Here is a 19718-nt window from a genome sequence, read left to right as displayed (position 1 = left end):
GACGCGTCGAGTCTCACAACAGGGCGAGAACTTGCTGGGCGACGAGCACGAGCGCGCCGACGGCGGAGACAGTGATCGCGATGATCCGCAGGCGTCGACGATCGAGAACTCGATTGACCACCCGCGACAGCAGAAAGCCGAGAACAGTCGCCGGGGCCAGGAACACGAACAGCGTGGCGGTGTGGGTGTCCACTGCTCCGGCCACTGCCAGCACCGCCAGCGAGATGAGTGAGCCGACGAGGAAGAAGCAGCTCATGGTGCTGCGCAGCTCGGCTCCGGTGTTGCGTTGCCACACCAGCGCCATCGGCGGCCCGCCGATGGAGGTGGCCGTTCCCAGAATTCCCGACGCGGCCCCGGCCACCATCAGATTTCGTCTGTGCGGCAGGGGGACCCAGCCGAACGACGTCAGTGCGACGCCGCCCAGCACCACCAGTGCCAGCAGAATCGCCAGTCCGCGTTCGGGCAGCAGGACGAGCAGCAAAGCACCCACCGCCGAACCGGGGAGGCGACCGGCGAGCGCCCACCCGGCACCCGAGAGGTCGAGGGCAGTGCGATCGCGAACCAGCACGAGCACACTGACGACGACGGCGAGCATGATCAGGGTTGCCGGGATGAGGCCGGGGTCGACGATCGCCACGATCGGTGCGGCGAGCATGCCCATGCCGAATCCGATCGACGCCTGCATCGCCGATGCGAAGAAGATGGCCAGGGCGACGACGACGAAGCCGGTGATGCTCAGGTGTGTTGCCATCACGTCCCGGCAGCGACGAGGCCGAGGTTGCCTGCTGCGAGCGGGTAATGGCATTCGGCGATGTGATCGGCCTCGTCGGCGTCGAGCGCCACCGGGGGTGCCTCACTGGCGCACAGTTCGGTCGCCTTCCAGCAGCGCGTGCGGAATCGGCATCCCGACGGCGGGTTCAGCGGCGACGGTACCTCGCCCTTGAGCAGGATCTTCGTCCCGCGCGTCGACGCGTCGAGTGTGGGTGCGGCCGACATCAATGCCGCTGTGTACGGGTGAGCCGGACGGTCGAACACCGCTTCGGTGGCCCCGGATTCGACGATGCGGCCGAGGTACATCACCGCGACGCGGTCGGCGACGTGTCGGACGACCGACAGATCGTGCGAGATGAACACGTACGAGATGCCGAGTTGCTTCTGCAGATCGTTGAGCAGGTTGAGCACCTGCGCCTGTACCGAGAGATCGAGTGCGGAGACCGGCTCGTCGCAGATGATCACGTCGGGGTTCAGTGCCAGAGCTCTCGCGATGCCGAGGCGTTGGCGTTGACCGCCGGAGAATTCCTGCGGGAAGCGGTTCTCGTCGCTCGGCCGAAGACCCACCAGATGCAGCAGCTCACGTACGCGCGCGGAGCGGTCGCGTCGAGTCCTGTACAGGCTCTTGTGGGTTCGCCACGGCTCGCCGATGATGTCCCCGGCGGTCATTCGCGAGTTGAGCGAACCGTACGGGTCCTGGAAGACCATCTGTACCCGCCGACGCCACGCGAGCAGTTCCTTGCCGCGCAGCGCGAACGGATCCGTGCCGTCGAACGCGACGGTGCCCGAGTCGGGTCGTTCGAGCATCATCAGGGTGCGCGCGAGAGTGGACTTGCCGCAGCCGGATTCGCCGACGAGGCCGAGGGTTTCACCGCGTCGCAGGTCCAGGTCGATGGCGTCGAGGGCGCGGAGCTTGCCGCGGCCGACGTCGAAGGTCTTGTTCAGGCCGCGGACGGTCAACAGTTGCTCAGACATGGCTGGATACCTCGTTCGGGAAGTGGCATGCCGACATCCGGCCGCTGCCGACGGATTCGAGCGGGGGACGAGTACTGATGCAGATCTCGCGGGCCAACGGGCAGCGGGCCTGATAGACGCACCCGTCGGGAATGGAGTGCAGGTCCGGTGGGGTGCCGCCGATTGACTTCAGATCCTCACCGCGGACTGCGTGGACGGGTACCGAGTCCAGTAGGCCCTTGGTGTACGGGTGCCGCGGTGCGCCGAACACCTCGGACACCGGTCCGGTCTCGACGACGTTGCCCGCGTACATGATCGCGACTCGGTCGGCCTCCTCGGCCACCAGGGCGAGATCGTGGGTGATGAGTACGACGGCCATGTCGTGTTCGGTGCGTAGTTCCTTCAGCAGCGCCATGATCTGTGCCTGCACCGTCACGTCGAGGGCGGTGGTCGGTTCGTCGGCGAGCAGTACCGACGGACTCAGGGCGACGGCCATCGCGATCAGCAGGCGTTGGCGCATGCCGCCGGAGAACTGGTGGGGATAGGAGTCGGCACGGGATTCGGGCTCGGGAATACCCACGCGGGCCATCAGCGCGATGGCCTCCGCTCGTGCCTGCTTGCCGGACATACCGCGATGGATCCGAAACGGTTCGGCCAGTTGGGTTCCCACGGTGTAGACCGGATTGAGGGCGGTCAGTGCGTCCTGGAAGACGATGGCCAGTTCGGTGGCCGCGACCGTGCGTCGCACCTTGGTCTTGGCCGTCACCAGGTCGATCTCGCCCATCTCGACCGAACCGCCGGTGATGTCTGCGATCGGTTCGAGCAACCCGACGATGGCCTGTGCCGTCATGGACTTGCCGCAGCCGGATTCACCCAGCAGGGCCAGGGTTTCGCCGCGGCGGGCGGTGAAGGTGACGTCGTCCACGGCGCGGATGACGCCGGACGGGGTCCGCAGATCGACGGTCAGTCCACGCACGTCCAGGGCTACGCTGCCGGTATCGGCGCGTCGAGGTGCGGTTGCCGGTGCGCTCATGAGACGACCTTTCGTACGGGGAGCAGGCGAGATCGCTTGGAGCGGGGCACATTGAGTCGCCAGCGCTGCGCTGGATCGGTGGCGATGCGCGCCCACGCGGCGAGCACGGTGGCAGAGACGGTGGTCAGGACAATGGCCAGACCGGGGAAGAACGAGAGCCACCACGCGGTCTGCAGGTAGGTGCGGCCCTGCGAGACCATCAGGCCCCACGAGACGTCCGGCGGCTGAATGCCGATGCCGAGGAAGCTCAGTGACGACTCGGCGAGAATGACGAAGCAGAAGTCCAGGGTCGCGACGGTGAGCAGGGTCGGTAGCAGGATGGGGGCCACGTGGCGTCTGATCACCGATCCGCTCTTCGCGCCGAATGTTCGTGCGGCATCGACGAACAACCGACTCTGCAGCTCGGCCGACTCCGCGCGGGCGGTGCGCAGGTAGATCGGGATGCGGGTGACCGTCAGGACCAGAACGATGTTGGCGGCGCTGGGGGAGAACACGTAGAGCACGACGACCGCCATCAGCAGGGACGGGAAGCTCAGGATCACGTCGGCAACGCGCATCGCTGCGGTCTCGCGCCAGCCTCGATGGAAGCCGGCCCACATACCGATGAACGATCCGATGATCGCCGAAAGGATGACGGCCGGAACGGCAACCGAGAGTGTGGTTCTACTGGCCACGATCAACCGGGCGAGCATGCTGCGGCCCAATGGATCGGTGCCGAGGATGTTCATCCACCCGGTGTCGAGGGTGAATGGTGGCAGGTTGGAGCGGTCGAGGTCCTGATCGGTTGCCGAGTCGCCGACCAGCATCGGGCCGAAGACCGCGGTGAGGAAGACCAGCACCAGGATCGCGGCGGCGACGGTGGCGACCCTGTCGCGTAGCAGCAGCTTCCACAGCGGGGCCGACGCCTTGCGGGCTTCCACCGGACTCTGGGGTGGAACATCCTCGGGCTCGGACGTTTTCGGTGCTTCGAAGTCGAGTGACATCAGTTTCTCCTAGACCTTCACCTTGTCGCGAACCCGGGCGTCGAGCAGTGCGTAGCAGGCGTCGATGACGATGTTGAGCACGAAGATGGACACCGCTGTCAACAGCACGGCCGCCTGGAGAACCGCGAAGTCGCGCTGCAGGATGGCGTCGATCATCAGTTTTCCGATGCCCGGCCAGCCGAAGATGGCCTCGACGACCACCGCGCCGTTGACGAGTCCGACCATCAGGTCGCCTGCGACGGTCAGCGCCGGTGCCGCGGCATTGCGTAGAGCGTGGTGGGTGACGACCCGAAGGTCGCCTGCGCCTTTGCTTCTCGCGAGTCGAACGTACGGTGCCGACAGTGCCGAGACCATTGCGCCGCGCACCACCTGGGTGAGGACTCCGAGGGGACGAATGAGCAGAGTCGCGATCGGCAGTATCCAGGAGAGCATTCCGTTGTCGACACCGGAGGTGGGCAGCCAGCCGAACAGGATGGCGAAGACGTAGACGCCCATGATGGCGAACCAGAAATCGGGAATGCTGGCTGCGGTCATCGACAGCAGGCTCGAGATGCGATCGGCCAGCGAGTTGGGCCGGTACGCGGCCCAGCAGCCGATGATCACGGCACCGAGGATCGCGAGGAACATCGTCGCGAACGCCAGCTGCAGTGTCGCCGGGAATGCGCGCAGTGCCATCGCCGACGCGTCCTCGCCGGTACGGAGCGACTGCCCGAAGTCGAGTTGCACGACGCCCTTGAAGTAGTCCAGCAGCTGCGTCAGCACCGGCTGATCGAAGCCGTTGGTGGCGCGGAACGCCTCGCGCTGGGCCTGAGTTGCCGACTCGGGTAGGTACAGGCTGGTGGGGTCGCCGGTGAGCCGAGCGAGGAAGAACACGCCGAGCAGGACGACGAACAGCGGAACGAGGCTGGTGTAGATCCGTCTGCGGAGAAATCTGAACATGTCAGGGCCTCTCGGTATCGGCGCGAGTCATCGCGGCGAGATGCATTTCGTCGACCGTGGCCGAGTTGGGGGTGTAGTCGACCGAGCACGCCTTGGCGAGCACACCGTTCATGTGCGCGATGTAGGCCATCTGCATGATGTCCTTCGGTTCGTCGGCGAACACCTGCGCGTACGCGTCCTGCCTGTCTTCTCCGGTCAGTGCGCCCGCCGCGGCGATCTCTTTGTCGAATTCAGCTGTGCCGTAGGCGCTCTGGAATCCGTCGCTGGTGAAGTACTGGTCGACGGTGAAGGCCGAGTCGCCGGCCTGGTTACCGTGCTGAATCACCAGCAGGTAGGGCCCGACGTCCGGAAACGGGCGTTCCTGATATTCGGCAGTGCCGGCGGCATCCATCATTTCGATCGTGACGTTCATGCCGATCTTGGACAGCGAGTTCTGGATCACCTCGACTGTTTCGTTGATCTTGGGGAACTGTCCGGTGCGCCCGATGAGTCGAATCTCGGTGTCCACGGGTACGCCGTCGGCGCGGGCCTCGTCGATCAGCGTGCGGGCCCGGTCCATGTCGTAGGGCCACGGCGTCAACTCCTCGTTGAATCCCACGACCCCCTCGGAGATGAGTTGCGCTGCAGGCGAGCCGAGTCCGCGGAACAGTGCTTTGACGATGCCGCCGCGGTTGATCGCGTAGTTGATCGCCTGCCGCACCCGCATGTCGTCCAGCGGCGGCTGCGCTGCCTGGATGCGGAGCGCCGTGGTCTCGTTGTTGGGGTAAGCGACTCCCAGGTCACCTGCCCCGTCCTCCGGGCCGACCGATGTTGCGATCTCGGCCTCGCCGTTGGTCACCATCGAGGCGCGGACGCTTCCCTCACTGCGCCACTGGTATTCGGCCCTGGCGTACTCGGGCTTCGGACCCCAGTAGGTCTCGTTGCGTACGAGCGAGAGCTTCTGTCCGTAGTCCCAGCGTTCGATCGCGAACGGTCCCGTTCCGATCGGTTCACGCACGCGCTCGGTGTAGCTGGCTGTGCGTGGGACCATCTCGACGAACGACAGACGTAGCGGCAGGATGGGGTCGGGTTCCGGGGACTGCACAGTCAGTGTCATCGGATCGACTGCGTTCACCACCAGGTTCGCGTCACCGAACACATAACCTTCGACGTTGCAGCCCAGTTCCGAATTGACCGTGCGGTCGATGGAGAACGCGGCGTCCTCGGCTTCGAAGGGACTGCCGTCGCTGAAGGTCACGCCGGGGTGGATCGCGAACGTCCACTCCGTGTCGGAGGTCTGTTCCCACGAGTCGGCGAGCTTGGGCTCGAGATCGCCGGTGCTGGGGTTGCGTTCCATGAGGGGCTCGGTGATGTTCGAGCGGGTGACGACCCCGACCGACGTGAGCGAGACATCGCACGCCTCGAGAGTCGGCGGTTCCTGCGGAAGAACGATGCGCAAGGTGTCGGCGCGAGCGGCTCCACCGTTGTTGGAGTTGGCGACGGTGCAGCCGCTCACGATCAATGAAAGTGACAGTGCGCCAACGGCTGATGCGATGACGCGATGGTTCCGTCCCTGCTGCACGAAGAGTGCAGGGCTCATGGTGGCCTCCAGTGGGAAAAAGGATCCGCGTCTGCATGTCGCAGCCGAATCTGTGACGGTAGACACACGGTAGGAGCGTGCGATCTTCATCGTCAACCGGACGAAAACCGGTTTTCGAGCAGTTTCGTGGGTCACATCGGACGCTTCGATGGGGTTTGGGTCACAGGCATGGGGGACTGACCAGGCCCGATGCAGGTCGGGGTAGTCGAGGCGGCATCGGCAATGGGTCGTTCATGCCGTTTGGGTATCGGTCCATGTTATTTCCGTGTTGGACAGGTATTCGAGAAGCGGCATACCGTACAGGAAACGCGCACGTTCCACCATCTCGCGAGGAGAACAATGGTCACCGTCAGCTCAGAGAAAACCTCTGTGTCGCAGCAGGATTCGCAACAGGGCGGTCGAGTGCTCCGAGTTGGACCACTCAAACCGTCGTTGATGGACACCTTGGTTTCCGAGTACGACGCGCTGGTTCTTCCCGAGGGCGACGAGCGCGAGGACTTTCTGGCCGCACACGGCAGTTCGATCACCGCGGTCGTCACCTCCGGCCGGACCGGAGTCGATGCTGCGCTGATGGACCGGTTGCCCCAGCTCGGAGCCGTCGTCAACTTCGGTGTCGGCTACGACACCACCGACGTCGACGCCGCAGCCGAACGCGGAATCGCCGTGAGCAACACCCCCGACGTGCTGACCGATTGCGTGGCGGACCTGGCTGTCGGCTTGCTGATCGATACCGTGCGCGGGCTCTCGTCCGCCGAGCGATTCGTGCGTGCCGGCCGCTGGCCCGCCGAGGGCAACACGCCACTGACGCGTCAGGTCACCGGCACGCGCGTCGGAATCATCGGACTCGGCCGCATCGGTTCGGCAATTGCCGATCGGCTCAGAGGGTTTCGCTGCGAGATCTCGTACCACAATCGTAACGAGATCGACGGTTCGCCGTATGTCTACGCTGCCGGCCCGAGAGCGCTCGCAGAGAACGTCGACGTGCTGATCATCGCCGCGTCCGGCGGCTCGGGAACTGCGCATCTGGTCGACCGAGCTGTGCTCGAAGCGCTGGGGCCGCAGGGGTATTTGATCAACGTGGCGCGCGGAAGCGTCGTCGACGAGGAAGCGCTGATCGAGTTGCTTGCAGCGGGGCAGCTCGCCGGTGCCGGCCTGGACGTCTTTGCCCACGAACCGAACGTGCCCGACGCTCTGGTGGCGATGGACAACGTGGTGCTGCTGCCGCACGTGGGTAGCGCAACGGTGGAGACCCGCGCCGCGATGGAAGCGCTCACGCTCGAGAACCTCGATCGCTTCCTGGCCGACGGCACCCTCGTCACACCGGTGACGAAGTGACCGTCGTCGTCGGCTACTCGCCGACCATCGAAGGAAAAGGCACACTGCCCTTCGCATTTCGTGAGGCACTCATGCGCGAAACGGACTTGCTCATCGTGGCCGAGAACGACAGCGCAGGCGAGGCGGACTTCGCTGCCACCGTCGAATCGGCTCGCGAGGAGGCGTCGGCGCTCGGTGTCACGACGAAGATTCACGACAACGAAGCAGGCCGCTCGCATGCCGACAATCTGATCGACCTCTCGTTCGACGAGCAGGCTCAGCTCGTCGTCATCGGCATCCGGCGTCGATCACCCGTCGGAAAATTGTTCATGGGCAGCATCTCTCAGCGTGTCCTGCTCGAGGCCCACTGCCCGGTGACGGCCGTCAAGCCGCCGGTGGGGTTGCCGCGCTGAATGCGCGTCATCGGCGGGTCCTGCCGTGTCGAATCACATCGATCACGCAAACGGGGACCTCACACCGCTTTTATCGACTGCGCGCCCCCGCTATTAGCTGATCGGGGGCGCGCAGTCGGTGAAAAGGGCGCTCACTTGCGGTTTCGGGCACGCTCGGCAACTCGATCAGCGGCGCATCACGACCACTCCCGCGTCGGCAGTACATCGGTCATGAAACGGTGCAGCGCCGGGTTGTCGTTGTCCGGCCGCCAGGCTGCGTCGAGCTCGACAGGCCGTTCCTTGACGGTCCGAACCGGCCGAAACACAACACCTTTCGGACGCATGGTCGACGCGGACTCCGGCACCAGTGCCAATCCGATGCCCGAGCGGACGAGGACCAGCATGGTGTGGACCTGGGTCACGTACTGCACGTAGCGCGGGGTGACGCCGACGATGGTGAACGTGCTGATCAGCAGTTCGTGGAAGTACCGCGCATCGACGGGTGAGTACATGATGATCGGCTGCTCGTCGAAGTCCTCCACCGTCAGTTCGGCCTTCTCGGCAAGAGGGTGGTCGTGGGGCATGGCGGCGATCAACGACTCGTGCAGCACCGGCCGCGATGCGATACCCGGCCGCTTGAGTGGTGGCCTGGCCAATCCGAGATCCAGATCGCCGACGGCCAAGGATTCCATCTGCACCGACGAGACCATCTCGCGCAGAACAAGTTTCACGTCGGGAAGTTTGTCGCGTGCGGCGTCGAGCAACTGCGGCAGCACCGCGTGCGCCGATGCGCCGGTGAATCCGACGACCACGGTCCCCAGGTCTCCGGTGGGCACACGTCGCACCGTCAGCAATGCGCCCTCGGCGAGGTCGAGGATGCGTCGAGCCTCGGGAAGGAACGCCAGGCCCGCGGCGGTCAGGGTGACCGACCGGCTCGTGCGGTCGATGAGCTGCACTCCCACTTCGCTCTCGAGCTGTTGAATCTGCCTGCTCAGCGGCGGTTGTGTCATGTGCAGCCGCTCGGCAGCCCGGCCGAAGTGCAACTCCTCGGCGACAGCGATGAAGCAGGACAGCCTGTTGAGCGAGAACATCCATTCATTCCTTGCATCGCGCTGGGGAGTTTCGGCGTGTTTCTCGTATGAATCTAGCGCACCTCGTCGAAACCCCGACGATTGACAACCTTCTCTCCGGTAAGAGTAGAGTTGCCGCCGGAGCGGACGCCGAACCTGTCGCAGTCCCTCGCACCCATCGAACGGAGTTGTCGTGTCTCGAGCTGCCCAGGTGCCTGCCACCGCCGTCGAAGACGTCTCGGTGCTGGGTGCGTTGCGCTCACCGAGGCGACTGAAAACCGAGGTTCTCGCTGGGCTGGTGGTGGCGCTGGCGTTGATCCCGGAGGCCATTTCGTTCTCGATCATCGCCGGTGTCGATCCGCGCGTCGGGCTGTTCGCGTCGTTCACGATGGCCGTCACCATCTCCATCGTCGGTGGCCGACCGGCGATGATCTCTGCGGCCACCGGGGCGATCGCCCTGGTTGTCGCCCCGGTGGCCCGTGAATACGGCCTCGACTACCTCATCGCCGCGGTGATCCTCGGCGGCGTCCTGCAGATCGTGTTGAGCGTCCTCGGTGTCGCCAAACTCATGCGGTTCATCCCGCGCAGCGTCATGGTCGGATTCGTCAACGCGCTGGCGATCCTGATCTTCACCTCGCAGGTGCCGTACCTGATCGGGGTGCCGTGGTTGGTGTACCCGATGGTCGCGGTCGGACTGCTCGTCATGTTCTTCCTACCGAAGCTCACCTCCGTCGTGCCTGCACCTCTGATCGCGATCGTGATACTCACCGCCGTCACTCTCGTCTTCGCGCTGGCCGTCCCGGACGTGGGCGACGAGGGCGAGCTGCCGTCCTCGCTGCCGTCGTTCCTGATACCGGACGTGCCGTTCACGTTCGACACGCTGTCGATCATCGCGCCGTTCGCACTGGCCATCGCCCTTGTCGGTCTGCTCGAATCGCTGATGACGGCCAAGCTCGTCGACGACATCACCGATTCGCACTCCGACAAGACTCGTGAGGGATGGGGTCAGGGTGTGGCGAATCTGGTCACCGGGTTCACCGGCGGTATGGGCGGCTGCGCGATGATCGGCCAGACCATGATCAACGTCAAGGTCTCCGGTGCTCGAACCCGTATCTCGACGTTCCTCGCCGGCACCTTCCTGCTGATCCTGGTGGTCGGGCTCGGTGACATCGTCGCGCTCATTCCGATGGCCGCGCTGGTCGCCGTGATGATCATGGTGTCGGTCGGCACCTTCGACTGGCACAGCATTCACCCGAAGACGTTGCGGCGCATGCCCAAGAGCGAAACTCTCGTCATGGTTGTCACGGTCGCTGTCACCGTGGTCACCCACAACCTGGCCTACGGCGTCGTCGTCGGTGTCGTCACCGCGATGGTGCTGTTCGCCAGGAGGGTTGCGCACCTGACCGAGGTGGTCGATGTGGCTCATCCGGACGAGGACACGCGCGTCTACGCGGTGAAGGGCGAGCTGTTCTTCGCGTCGAGCAACGATCTGATCTATCAGTTCGACTACGTCGGAGATCCGAAGAACGTCGTCATCGACATGTCCGAGTCGCACATCTGGGACGCCTCGACCGTGGCGACTCTCGACGCCATCACCACCAAGTACGCGGCGAAGGGCAAGACGGTGGAGATCGTCGGTATGAACGCGCCATCGGTCGAGCGGCACGATCGTCTCAGTGGAAACCTGGGCGGCGAGCACTGACTAGGGTGGACGCTCGGGCGAGGAGAGGCGGCTTATGGCAGACGACGGCACACACATGCAGATCGGACAGGTGGCTCAACGCACCGAGCTGTCCATCCGCACGGTTCGTCATTACGACGACGTCGGCCTGGTCACCCCCTCTGCCCGCTCGGCCGGTGGTTTTCGGCTGTACACCGAGACCGACGTCGAGCGTCTGCTCGTAATCCGCCGGATGAAGCCGCTCGACTTCACCCTGGCCGAGATGAAACAGCTCCTGGAATCCCTCGACATCCTCGGAGACGAGAACGCGGCCGACGACGCGAGGTCGTCGGCCGCGGCCTTCGTTCGTGAATGTCATACCAAGGCCGAGGACAGCTGCCGCACGCTGCGGCGGCAGCTCGCCTACGCAGAGGAACTGACCGAGGTGCTGTCGACTCGCGGAGCAGTAGTGCGGAGCGAGTAGGTTCGGCCCTAGCGGCCGAAGCTACTGCATCCGGGTCGAACCGGAATTCCCGCGAGGCGGTCGTCCAACCACGCGAACGCAGCGGGAGCTCCGGTGCCGGCCACGATGCTGTGTTCACCCAGGTATTCCTCGAGGCGGACGTCGGCTCCGCGTGAACACCACTTGTCGAACACGGCCTCCGGACCTTCCTTCGGAATCCAGAACTCCTGCTGTCCGTGATACATGAACACCGGTGCCGTCGGAGTTCCGCCGTCTCCCAACCGATTCCGATCGGCAACCGCGAGCGCCAGCGGTGAATTGAACGCATCGGGAGTGATGGACAGTGACTCGATGCGGATCGGAGCAACGATTCCGAACGGAGCGATCCCGACGATGCACAAGTCCTTCGACGCCTGTGCGAGCCGCCACCCGTCGTCGTTGTAGAGCGAGAGCATCTCGGGGTACTCGCGCGCAACGCCCATCGCTGCCGCGAGGAACACCGCAGACGCTGCGTTGCCGTTCATGGACTGACGTAGCAGCGCGAAGTCGGTGGGCGTTCCGCCGAACGCTGCGCCGACGATGTTCAGTTCGGGGGCGTAGGCCGGAGCCTCCTGCACGGCCCAGCCCGATGCGATCGCCCCGCCCGAGTAGCCCGTAATACCCAGGGGCGCAGTCGGATCGAGGCCGATCGCGGCGGTCGTGACCGCTCCGCGCAGACCGTCGAGTACGGCATGTGCCGCCATCGGTCCGACGGCGTATGCATGGCGCGGCCCCTGATGGTCGGTGACGACGACGGCGTAGCCCCGCGCCAGAAGCAGTTGCACGGGTGCCAATTCCGGAGCGATGCCGCGTTGCATGGTCCACGATGGCTCGCACGTGGCACCGAGCGAATCGATGGCCATGTTGTAGGCGACAACAGGGCGCGGACCGGGCGAGGTCCAGGGCGCGGTCGGGACGATGACGCTGGTGACGATGGCAGCGGGGCGGTCCTTCGCGTCGGTCGAGGCGACCAGCAGTTGAGTGGTGGTGACCGGGGTGGCAAGTGGTCCGACGGTGACGCTGCGGGTCCGTAGAACTGTTCCGGGAGTAGCTGTTTCGTATCCGGGCGGCGGAACGACCCACGGATCGTCGAGCGGTGTCGCGGCGATCGATTCGGCGGTGCGCGGTGGATTCTGGAAATCGCCGAGTGGATCGGCAGCCGCCGACCATTGCCCGCCCGACACCACCAGTGACACCGCAGCGACCACCGCCGCATACCGACGGCCGAACTTCGCGTACTTCCCCATCGAGACCCCCCGGTCGACGTTCCGGATCGTTACCGGAGCTATTCACACGACTCTAGGGGCAGGAACCATCCACAGGGGCCGAACGCACAATTTGCTCGGATCGGGCGAGGGGACCGGCGACCCGGCACGACAGGCCGACCCTGGCGTACCGGGCAGAAGCCGTTCCACGCGCGGCTTCTTGTGGTCACTCACCTCGTCACCGAGAAGACGTGCTCTAGCCGTCGACGACGACCGGAACGATGAGGGGCTGACGGCCCAGGGTCTGCTTGGCCCAGCGCGCCGACTCCTGCACGATGCGCTTTTCGATGTGCTCGCGGGAGGCCACGTTCACGTCGCTCTCGCGGGTGAGGGTCTTGCCGATCGCCTTGGCCAACGAGTCGAAAGCGTTGGCCTCGTGCGCGAATCCGCGTCCGATGAAGTCGACGTCGTCGACCAGCAGGCCGGTATCGGGATCGACGATGGCGATGACGGTCAGGACGCCCTCGTTGGCGAGCAGCCGGCGCTCGGCCAACGAATCCTCGGTCACCCCACCGACGGCACTGCCGTCGACGTAGATCAGTTCGATGGGGACACTTCCGGTGATCTGTGCGACGCCGTCGAACAGGTCGATGACGCTTCCGTTCTCGGCGATCAGCACACGATCACGCGGTACGCCGGTCCTGATCGCGAGATCGGCATTGGCGCGCAGGTGTCGCGCTTCACCGTGGACGGGAAGCACATTGGCGGGTTCGAGGATGTTGTAGCAGTAGACGAGCTCGCCCGCGCTGGCGTGGCCGGAGACGTGCACCTTGGCATTTCCCTTGTGCACCACGCGTGCACCCTTCTCGACGAGACCGTTGATGACGCGGTAGATCGCGTTCTCGTTACCGGGGATCAAGCTGCTGGCCATCAGTACGGTGTCGCCGTCGCCCACCTTGATCTGGTGTTCGCCCGACGCCATCCGCGAGAGCGCGGCGAGGGGCTCGCCCTGCGATCCGGTGCAGATCAGCGTGATCTTGTGCGCCGGAAGCCGGTTGAGCTTCGGCAGATCGACCACGAGCCCGTCGGGTACGTCGAGGTAGCTCAGATCGGTCGCGATCTTCATGTTGCGCACCATCGATCGCCCCACGAACGCGACCTTGCGGCCCTGCGCATGCGCGGCGTCGAGCACCTGCTGAATGCGGTGGACGTGACTGGCGAAGCTTGAGACGATCACGCGTCCCGACGTTTCGCGGAACACCTTCTCGATGGCCGGGACCAGATCGCGTTCGGAGACCATGAACCCGGGAACCTCGGCGTTGGTCGAGTCGACGAGGAGAAGATCGAGCCCTTCCTCGCCGAGGCGCGCGAAGCTACGGAGATCGGTGATGCGACCGTCGAGCGGGAACTGATCCATCTTGAAGTCGCCGGTGTGCAGCACCAGGCCTGCGTCGGTACGGATGGCGATGGCGAGGCCGTCGGGGATCGAATGGTTGACGGCGACGAACTCGAGCTCGAACGGACCTTCCTGACGTGTCTGCCCCGCTTCGACCTCGATCAGCGTCGTCGAGACCTTGAACTCGTCGAACTTGGCGGCCAGGAAATGCAGCGTCAGCCGCGACGCGATGACGGGAATGTCACCGCGCTCGCGCAGCAGGTACGGGACGCCGCCGATGTGGTCCTCGTGCCCGTGCGTCAGGACGATCGCCACGACGTCGTCGAGGCGGTCCCGGATGCAACTCCAGTCGGGCAGGATGACGTCGACGCCGGGCTGGTGCTCCTCGGGGAACAACACACCACAGTCGACGATGAGCAGTTTTCCGTCGAACTCGAACACGGTCATGTTCCGGCCGATCTCGCCCAGACCGCCGGTTGCGATCACGCGAAGGTGCCCGGCCTGGAGTGCGGAAGAGGCTCGCTTTCTCGGAGCGGCGGGGGATTTCCGGTTACGTGGTGATCGCGACATGCGTCCAACGCTACGGGTGGGTCTCGACCTGCGTCGACCCCGGTCCGCAGACCAACGGTTGCGCACGCGCGGAGGCGCAGTCTTCGACCTTTTTCGGGCGATCGTGATTCGGACGAGCGGTTGGGGTGGTATACGTCGAGCATGCGCTCACTGGTGATCACACAGAACATCACTGTCGATGGAGTCATCGAGGCGACCGACGACTGGTTCGCTCGTGCAGGCGGGGACCCCGAGCTCGACGCGGCGCTGGCCGCGCAGAGAGACGAGTCGGATGGATTCTTGGTGGGGCGCTCGACCTTCGAGAGTATGCGCGACTACTGGGGTCCGAAAACCGATGACACAACCGGTGTGACCGATCACCTGAACCGCGTTGCGAAGTACGTCGTGTCCTCGACGCTGACAGACCCCGGGTGGGTGAACTCGACCGTGCTGTCCGGCCGACTGATCGACGAGGTCACGAGGATCAAGAATTCGAGCGGATCGGACATCGTCTGCACGGGGAGTATCACCCTGTGTCGGGAGTTGATCGCGTTGGACCTCGTGGACGAATACCGCTTGTTCCAGTTCCCTTACGTGCGCGGGCACGGCGAACGATTGTTCGACGGAACTCCGTCGCAGTGGTTGCGCCTCCTGGAGTGCAGAGCATTTCCGTCGGGGGCGTCCTTGGTGCGGTACGCGACCCGTCGTTGACCTCTGGCGGGTCGACTCGATTCCATTGCGGAATCACGCGTCATCACTTTAAAGTGATGACGCGCGTCATCGGATGCCGCGCCCGTGGGAGGGGTCAGTCGATATGCAGATGCACAGTGTGGTCATCATCGGCAGCGGCTTCGGTGGCCAGTGCGCAGCCAAAGCTCTGCTCGATCGCGGGATCGACGACTTCGTCATTCTCGAGAGGCGTCCTTTCCTCGGCGGCACGTGGAAGCAGAACCGCTACCCGGGCGCAGCCGTCGACGTGCAGAGTCCGCTGTACTCGATCGCCTCCGAGCCGTTCGAGTGGTCGCGCATGTTCGCCGAACGCGAGGAACTGGAGCGATACACCGACCACGTGCTCGAATCGAACGGTCTGCCGGCTCGTACGCATGTCGACACCGACGTCAGGAAGATCGAATGGGCGGGAGACCACTGGACCATCATCACCTCGCGGGGTGACTACGCGGCGAAGTTCGTCGTCAACGCGTCGGGACCACTCAGTACACCCGTCGTACCGCCGTTCCCCGGGAGAGAGAAGTTCCAGGGCACCCAGTTCCACACCAACGATTGGCACACCGAGTACGACCACGCCGGCAAGAGAGTGGCGATCGTAGGCAGCGGTGCCAGCGCCGCACAGGTGATCCCCGCGATCCAACCCGACGTGGAGCAGCTACACGTCTTTCAGCGCACCCCGCACTGGGTGATGCCGCGCCACGATCGTGAATTCACGGCGATCCAGCGAAAGCTGTTGCGCATCGAACCGATTCGAAGGGCGGTTCGCGCCGGCATCTACTGGACCCTCGAGACCCGCATCATCGGGTTCAAGTACTCGCGGCGAATGCTCAAAGCCGTAGCCCAGCGAACTGCTCTGAAACACATCGAGTCTCAGGTTCCGGACACCGAACTTCGGACCAAGGTCACCCCGGACTTCACCATCGGTTGCAAACGAGTGCTGCTGTCCAACACGCTCTATCCGGCACTCGGGAAATCGAACGTCACTCTGCACGACAGGAACGACGGTATCGCCGAGATCACCGAAACCGGAATCGTCACCACCACCGGCGAACACGTCGACGTCGATCTCCTCGTGTGGTCCACCGGATACGACGCCACCGACGGCGTCATCTCGTACCCGGTGATCGGCCGCGACGGCCGGGCCCTGTCCGAGGTCTGGGATCCGTACCCGCGCGCCTACCTCGGCACCACGATTCCCGGCTTTCCCAATCTCTTCGTCGTCACCGGACCGAACACCGGTATCGGCCACACCTCCGCCATCTTCCTCATCGAGGCGCAGATGGAGTACATCGTGCGGGCGATCGACGCCGTCAGGCACAGTGGGGCACTGGCGATCGAGGTCACTGCAGATGCAGAACAGGCCTACACCGACAAGATTCACCGCGAGATGGAGGGCACCGTCTGGAAGGACGGCGGCTGCCACAGCTGGTATCAATCCAAATCCGGGCACGTCGTGGCGATGTTCCCCGGCTTCAGCTTCACCTTCCGCCGGTGGGCCAAGCGATTTCGTCCGCAGGAACACCACATTCACTTCTCGCCCACCGAGGCGACCGCGAAAAACGAGGTGTCGGCATGAAGGATCACTCGGGCCAGGTAGCGCTGATCACGGGAGCAGCAGGCGGCATCGGTTCCGCCGTTGCGTCGGCGCTGCATCGACGCGGTGCGTCGATCGTCCTCGTCGACATGAAATCGACCGACCTCGAATCGGTGGCGGCGAAACTTGGCAACCAGCGCGTGGCGATCGCCTACGCCGACGTCACCGTGCGGGAGCAGCTCGACGCGGCCGTCGCCACCGCGATCGAGACCTTCGGCACGCTTGACATCGTTATGGCCAACGCCGGAATCTCCAGCGGTGCACAGGCATCGACCATACGGTCCGTCGAAGACGGAGTTTTCGAGCGCGTCATCGGCGTCAACCTGATCGGCGTGTGGAACACGGTGCGTGCCGCCCTCCCACACATCGTCGAGTCAGGCGGCTACGTATTGATCACCTCGTCCACGTACGCGTACCTCAACGGCCTGGCGAATGCACCGTACGCGGCATCGAAGGCAGCGGTCGAACAGCTCGGGCGTGCTCTGCGCGCGGAACTTGCGGGCACGAAAGCGACAGCGGGAGTGCTGTATCCGGGATGGGTCGCGACGCCGATCGCCGAGGTCGCATTCGGCGGCGACGACGTCGCGACAGCCATGATCGACCGCGCCTTCCCCACGCCGCTACTCCGCCCGATCACCCCGGACAAGCTCGCCCGGGTGGCCGTTCGAGGGATCGGACGAAGAGCTGCGCGCATTGCCGTACCTGGTCGCTGGATTCCGATCTCGATACTGCGCGGCATCGTGAACCCGATCATGGACGCCGCGATGGAGCGGGACGCCGAATTGATCCGTCTGACTGCCGAACTGGATGCCCGACGGTCATGAGCGCAGTGTCCGATGCTCCCGGGCGGGCCTACGGCGGTGAGAGTGCCGTCGACCGCGACGACCGAAGGCGGCGGCAACTGCTGGATGCCGGACTGCGGGTGTTCGGCAGCGTCGGATACCGAGCGGCCACCGTGCGCGGACTGTGCCGCGAGGCCAAGATCGCCGACCGGCACTTCTATCAGTACTTCGACAGGACCGAGGATCTCCTGCTCGCGGTCTACGCCGAATGCATTGCACACCTCACTGATTCGGTGTCCGACACGATGGCGGAGATCGATTCCGACGGCGACCTCAGGGCCGCCGCCGAACAGTTGCTCGATCCCTTCTTTCGGGTCGTCGAGGACCCGCACCTGGCCCGGGTGGTGTGGATGGAGGTGCTCGGGGTCAGTCCGCGCGTCGAGCAGACGTATCTGACGGTGATGCAGCAGTTCGGGACGCTGTTGCTCGGCTACCTCCGCACGTTCGCGGGCGACGTGGAGTCGGGGCCCGATGTGGATATCGACCTGCTCGCCACCGCCGCGATCGGCGGAATCAGCCACACCGCGATGACCTGGTACCAGAGCGGTTACGCCGCGGAACGGCGCATCGTCGTCGCCACCATCGCGACCATGCTCGCCAACATCGTCGCGCCGTTGACGAACGCCGACCCTGCCGAGCAGTAGCTCTACTGCGCCGGCACAACCCTTTTCAGGAACGCGAGCTGCTCGTCGACGATGACCGGAAACAGCGGTTGCACATAGGGATCGAAGTGTCCGCCCTTGTGGATGTGCACGGTGGCGTCGGGAATTCTCGCTGCGACCTTCACGGTGACGTACGCCGGTGTGACCACGTCGTCGGACATGATCTGCAACAGCACCGGGCATCTGATGGACGACGCGGTGCGGCCGGGTGAGTACAGCCCGATGCGCAGGAGTATCCGTGCGGCAACGTTTTCCGGGTAGTCGCCCTCGCTCAGGCCGGATTCGAGGAGGAGTCGGTCGCGTCCGGGAACGGCGTCGGGTGAGGTCATGACAGCCAGATCACCGGGATTGCCGACCGAGTCCACGTATCGGGGTGATCGTCCGCGCAAAGCGCGGATCCGGTCGATCACCGCTGACGGGGCCAGCTGGAGAGTGCGCCGAAGCCCGGTCGCGCGCACGGCCGCGATTCCGTCCACGTGTGGGATCTGGGCGATGACGGCCGCGAAGTTCTCGCCTGCGCCGGCCCGAGTGAGCACGTGTCCGCCTGCGAAGGAAGTACCCCAACCGACGATGCGATCCGAGTCGACGCCCTCGAGTGTTCGTGCGTAGGCGACGGCGTTGCGCCAGTCGACGAGTTGCTTGCCGATGTCGAGCAGCTGTCGCGGCTCCCCGTCGCTGTCACCGAAGTGCCGGTAGTCGAAGACGAGAACGGTGTAACCGGCGCGGGCGAAGACCTCTGCGTAGGCGAAGAGGCGAATGACGCGTGGGGTGCCGAAGCCGTGGGCCATGACGACGGCAGGGGTATCCCCGCTGGATTCGGCGGGTCGGTACACCGCGACGGCGCAACGGACCCCTTCCGAGTCGAACCATTCGTCGGTTCGGGTGTATCCGGTCTGGTTGTCGGCACTCATGTCGGTCGTCCCTTTTTCGGATTCTTGATCGGCATTCAAGAAGCTAGCAGCCTCTTGAATGCCGATCAAGATAGGATCGCGGAATGCCGCGCAACCGTCGACCCGTCGATCGCGCCGAGAAGCGTTCCGAGATCGTGAACGCAGCTCGGTCGCTGTTCGTCGACGACGGTTACGAGCACACCCCGATGGGGCGGATCGCCACCGCTGCCGGAGTGACGACCAATACGATCTATTGGTACTTCGGTGACAAGGACGAGCTACTGGTCGGCGTGCTGGACCAGATCCATGCCGACGCGCTGAGCCGGTTCGTTGCCCTCGCCGACAAGTCGGTGACCGAGCAGGTTCTCTGGGTCGTGGACGAGCTGGAGAAATATCACCGACTGGTCGACACGGTCCACTCGCGCACCTCGGTATCGGCCTGTATAGACAAGTGGCACAACGACTTCCATGCGCTGTGGGAGCAGTGGATCGCCGTCGAACTGCGCAACGACGGGGTCGCCGACACCGACATCGAGCCGGCGACCCGCATGATCGTCTTCGTCATCGAGGCCATGTTGACACACCCGCAGGACGAGGCATCGAAACGGACGATGATCGATCTGCTGTTCCGCAAGGTCGGTGCTTCGAGCTGAC

Annotated in this window: 19 protein-coding genes; 9 read left to right on the top strand and 10 right to left on the bottom strand. The window is 64.7% G+C overall.

Annotated features, from left to right (window positions below):
* Nucleotides 1-13: 13 nt before the first annotated feature.
* From CH306_RS06855 to CH306_RS06830, 6 genes are read right to left on the bottom strand one after another with little or no spacing between them, the layout of a single operon-like run.
* Complete coding sequence (locus tag CH306_RS06855; RefSeq protein ID WP_094646096.1) at nt 14-751, bottom strand: sulfite exporter TauE/SafE family protein; 738 nt, start codon at nt 749-751, stop codon at nt 14-16.
* A complete protein-coding gene (locus CH306_RS06850; RefSeq protein WP_094646095.1) occupies nt 751-1746 on the bottom strand; it encodes an ABC transporter ATP-binding protein in 996 nt (331 codons plus the stop codon). The genes CH306_RS06855 and CH306_RS06850 overlap by 1 nt, the downstream gene beginning before the upstream one ends.
* On the bottom strand, nt 1739-2758 hold the full coding sequence (locus CH306_RS06845; RefSeq protein ID WP_032396716.1) for an ABC transporter ATP-binding protein: 1020 nt from the start codon (nt 2756-2758) through the stop codon (nt 1739-1741). Before CH306_RS06845 ends, CH306_RS06850 begins: the two co-directional genes overlap by 8 nt.
* The gene (locus CH306_RS06840; RefSeq protein ID WP_032396715.1) at nt 2755-3741 is read right to left on the bottom strand and encodes an ABC transporter permease; all 987 of its coding nucleotides are present in this window, start codon (nt 3739-3741) and stop codon (nt 2755-2757) included. Before CH306_RS06840 ends, CH306_RS06845 begins: the two co-directional genes overlap by 4 nt.
* Nucleotides 3742-3750: 9 nt before the next feature.
* Nucleotides 3751-4680 carry an ABC transporter permease gene (locus CH306_RS06835; protein ID WP_032396714.1) on the bottom strand — a complete coding sequence of 310 codons (930 nt, stop codon included), beginning with the start codon at nt 4678-4680 and terminating at the stop codon, nt 3751-3753.
* Between the two features lies 1 nt (nt 4681).
* Nucleotides 4682-6259: an ABC transporter substrate-binding protein gene (locus CH306_RS06830; protein WP_094646412.1), complete on the bottom strand. Its 1578-nt coding sequence runs from the start codon at nt 6257-6259 to the stop codon at nt 4682-4684.
* A 339-nt stretch (nt 6260-6598) separates the two neighbouring features.
* Here CH306_RS06830 and CH306_RS06825 point away from each other — a divergent pair, with 339 nt between their 5' ends.
* Together CH306_RS06825 and CH306_RS06820 are read left to right on the top strand one after the other, a co-directional pair.
* Entirely contained in the window at nt 6599-7594 is a 996-nt protein-coding gene (locus CH306_RS06825) for a 2-hydroxyacid dehydrogenase (RefSeq protein ID WP_082073834.1), read from the top strand.
* Nucleotides 7591-7986 carry a universal stress protein gene (locus tag CH306_RS06820; protein ID WP_094646094.1) on the top strand — a complete coding sequence of 132 codons (396 nt, stop codon included), beginning with the start codon at nt 7591-7593 and terminating at the stop codon, nt 7984-7986. Before CH306_RS06825 ends, CH306_RS06820 begins: the two co-directional genes overlap by 4 nt.
* 176 nt (nt 7987-8162) lie before the next feature.
* Here CH306_RS06820 and CH306_RS06815 read toward each other — a convergent pair whose 3' ends face one another.
* Nucleotides 8163-9056, bottom strand: coding sequence for a LysR substrate-binding domain-containing protein (locus CH306_RS06815; protein WP_032396712.1), 894 nt, complete (start codon nt 9054-9056; stop codon nt 8163-8165).
* A 172-nt stretch (nt 9057-9228) separates the two neighbouring features.
* Between CH306_RS06815 and CH306_RS06810 the strand changes: the two genes are divergently transcribed.
* Nucleotides 9229-10737 carry a SulP family inorganic anion transporter gene (locus CH306_RS06810; RefSeq protein ID WP_256981073.1) on the top strand — a complete coding sequence of 503 codons (1509 nt, stop codon included), beginning with the start codon at nt 9229-9231 and terminating at the stop codon, nt 10735-10737.
* 34 nt (nt 10738-10771) lie between these two features.
* A complete protein-coding gene (locus tag CH306_RS06805; protein ID WP_094646092.1) occupies nt 10772-11179 on the top strand; it encodes a MerR family transcriptional regulator in 408 nt (135 codons plus the stop codon).
* Between the two features lie 8 nt (nt 11180-11187).
* Here the strand turns inward: CH306_RS06805 and CH306_RS06800 are convergent, their stop codons facing one another.
* Together CH306_RS06800 and CH306_RS06795 are read right to left on the bottom strand one after the other, a co-directional pair.
* Nucleotides 11188-12444 carry a lipase family protein gene (locus tag CH306_RS06800; protein WP_094646091.1) on the bottom strand — a complete coding sequence of 419 codons (1257 nt, stop codon included), beginning with the start codon at nt 12442-12444 and terminating at the stop codon, nt 11188-11190.
* A 214-nt stretch (nt 12445-12658) separates the two neighbouring features.
* The gene (locus CH306_RS06795) at nt 12659-14368 is read right to left on the bottom strand and encodes a ribonuclease J (protein ID WP_045197367.1); all 1710 of its coding nucleotides are present in this window, start codon (nt 14366-14368) and stop codon (nt 12659-12661) included.
* Nucleotides 14369-14509: 141 nt separating this feature from the next.
* Between CH306_RS06795 and CH306_RS06790 the strand changes: the two genes are divergently transcribed.
* The 4 genes from CH306_RS06790 (at nt 14510) to CH306_RS06775 (ending at nt 18156) form a co-directional block, all read left to right on the top strand.
* Nucleotides 14510-15058, top strand: a complete 549-nt coding sequence (locus tag CH306_RS06790) for a dihydrofolate reductase family protein (RefSeq protein ID WP_094646090.1) — start codon at nt 14510-14512, stop codon at nt 15056-15058.
* 103 nt (nt 15059-15161) lie between these two features.
* Nucleotides 15162-16652 (top strand): flavin-containing monooxygenase, encoded by a 1491-nt coding sequence (locus tag CH306_RS06785; protein WP_094646089.1) that lies wholly within the window; start codon nt 15162-15164, stop codon nt 16650-16652.
* Nucleotides 16649-17494 carry an SDR family NAD(P)-dependent oxidoreductase gene (locus CH306_RS06780; protein ID WP_094646088.1) on the top strand — a complete coding sequence of 282 codons (846 nt, stop codon included), beginning with the start codon at nt 16649-16651 and terminating at the stop codon, nt 17492-17494. Before CH306_RS06785 ends, CH306_RS06780 begins: the two co-directional genes overlap by 4 nt.
* Nucleotides 17491-18156, top strand: coding sequence for a TetR/AcrR family transcriptional regulator (locus tag CH306_RS06775; protein WP_094646087.1), 666 nt, complete (start codon nt 17491-17493; stop codon nt 18154-18156). Before CH306_RS06780 ends, CH306_RS06775 begins: the two co-directional genes overlap by 4 nt.
* Before the next feature lie 2 nt (nt 18157-18158).
* On the opposite strand, the gene CH306_RS06770 is transcribed toward CH306_RS06775, so the two are convergent.
* Nucleotides 18159-19085: an alpha/beta hydrolase gene (locus tag CH306_RS06770; protein WP_094646086.1), complete on the bottom strand. Its 927-nt coding sequence runs from the start codon at nt 19083-19085 to the stop codon at nt 18159-18161.
* 83 nt (nt 19086-19168) lie between these two features.
* Here CH306_RS06770 and CH306_RS06765 point away from each other — a divergent pair, with 83 nt between their 5' ends.
* Nucleotides 19169-19717 carry a TetR/AcrR family transcriptional regulator gene (locus CH306_RS06765; RefSeq protein ID WP_094630589.1) on the top strand — a complete coding sequence of 183 codons (549 nt, stop codon included), beginning with the start codon at nt 19169-19171 and terminating at the stop codon, nt 19715-19717.
* The last annotated feature ends 1 nt before the right edge of the window (nt 19718 follow it).

It is taken from the genome of Rhodococcus sp. 15-725-2-2b (genome assembly GCF_002259075.1).
Classification (GTDB): domain Bacteria; phylum Actinomycetota; class Actinomycetes; order Mycobacteriales; family Mycobacteriaceae; genus Rhodococcoides.
This window is presented reverse-complemented; position numbering and strand designations above follow the sequence as displayed.

What these genes read in the sequence shown, in the direction of transcription:
- CH306_RS06855 (WP_094646096.1), bottom strand. Translation starts at nt 751, where the DNA reads ATGGCAACACACCTGAGCATCACCGGCTTCGTCGTCGTCGCCCTGGCC.
- CH306_RS06850 (WP_094646095.1), bottom strand. Translation starts at nt 1,746, where the DNA reads ATGTCTGAGCAACTGTTGACCGTCCGCGGCCTGAACAAGACCTTCGAC.
- CH306_RS06845 (WP_032396716.1), bottom strand. Translation starts at nt 2,758, where the DNA reads ATGAGCGCACCGGCAACCGCACCTCGACGCGCCGATACCGGCAGCGTA.
- CH306_RS06840 (WP_032396715.1), bottom strand. Translation starts at nt 3,741, where the DNA reads ATGTCACTCGACTTCGAAGCACCGAAAACGTCCGAGCCCGAGGATGTT.
- CH306_RS06835 (WP_032396714.1), bottom strand. Translation starts at nt 4,680, where the DNA reads ATGTTCAGATTTCTCCGCAGACGGATCTACACCAGCCTCGTTCCGCTG.
- CH306_RS06830 (WP_094646412.1), bottom strand. Translation starts at nt 6,259, where the DNA reads ATGAGCCCTGCACTCTTCGTGCAGCAGGGACGGAACCATCGCGTCATC.
- CH306_RS06825 (WP_082073834.1), top strand. Translation starts at nt 6,599, where the DNA reads ATGGTCACCGTCAGCTCAGAGAAAACCTCTGTGTCGCAGCAGGATTCG.
- CH306_RS06815 (WP_032396712.1), bottom strand. Translation starts at nt 9,056, where the DNA reads ATGTTCTCGCTCAACAGGCTGTCCTGCTTCATCGCTGTCGCCGAGGAG.
- CH306_RS06805 (WP_094646092.1), top strand. Translation starts at nt 10,772, where the DNA reads ATGGCAGACGACGGCACACACATGCAGATCGGACAGGTGGCTCAACGC.
- CH306_RS06800 (WP_094646091.1), bottom strand. Translation starts at nt 12,444, where the DNA reads ATGGGGAAGTACGCGAAGTTCGGCCGTCGGTATGCGGCGGTGGTCGCT.
- CH306_RS06795 (WP_045197367.1), bottom strand. Translation starts at nt 14,368, where the DNA reads ATGTCGCGATCACCACGTAACCGGAAATCCCCCGCCGCTCCGAGAAAG.
- CH306_RS06790 (WP_094646090.1), top strand. Translation starts at nt 14,510, where the DNA reads ATGCGCTCACTGGTGATCACACAGAACATCACTGTCGATGGAGTCATC.
- CH306_RS06785 (WP_094646089.1), top strand. Translation starts at nt 15,162, where the DNA reads ATGCAGATGCACAGTGTGGTCATCATCGGCAGCGGCTTCGGTGGCCAG.
- CH306_RS06780 (WP_094646088.1), top strand. Translation starts at nt 16,649, where the DNA reads ATGAAGGATCACTCGGGCCAGGTAGCGCTGATCACGGGAGCAGCAGGC.
- CH306_RS06775 (WP_094646087.1), top strand. Translation starts at nt 17,491, where the DNA reads ATGAGCGCAGTGTCCGATGCTCCCGGGCGGGCCTACGGCGGTGAGAGT.
- CH306_RS06770 (WP_094646086.1), bottom strand. Translation starts at nt 19,085, where the DNA reads ATGAGTGCCGACAACCAGACCGGATACACCCGAACCGACGAATGGTTC.
- CH306_RS06765 (WP_094630589.1), top strand. Translation starts at nt 19,169, where the DNA reads ATGCCGCGCAACCGTCGACCCGTCGATCGCGCCGAGAAGCGTTCCGAG.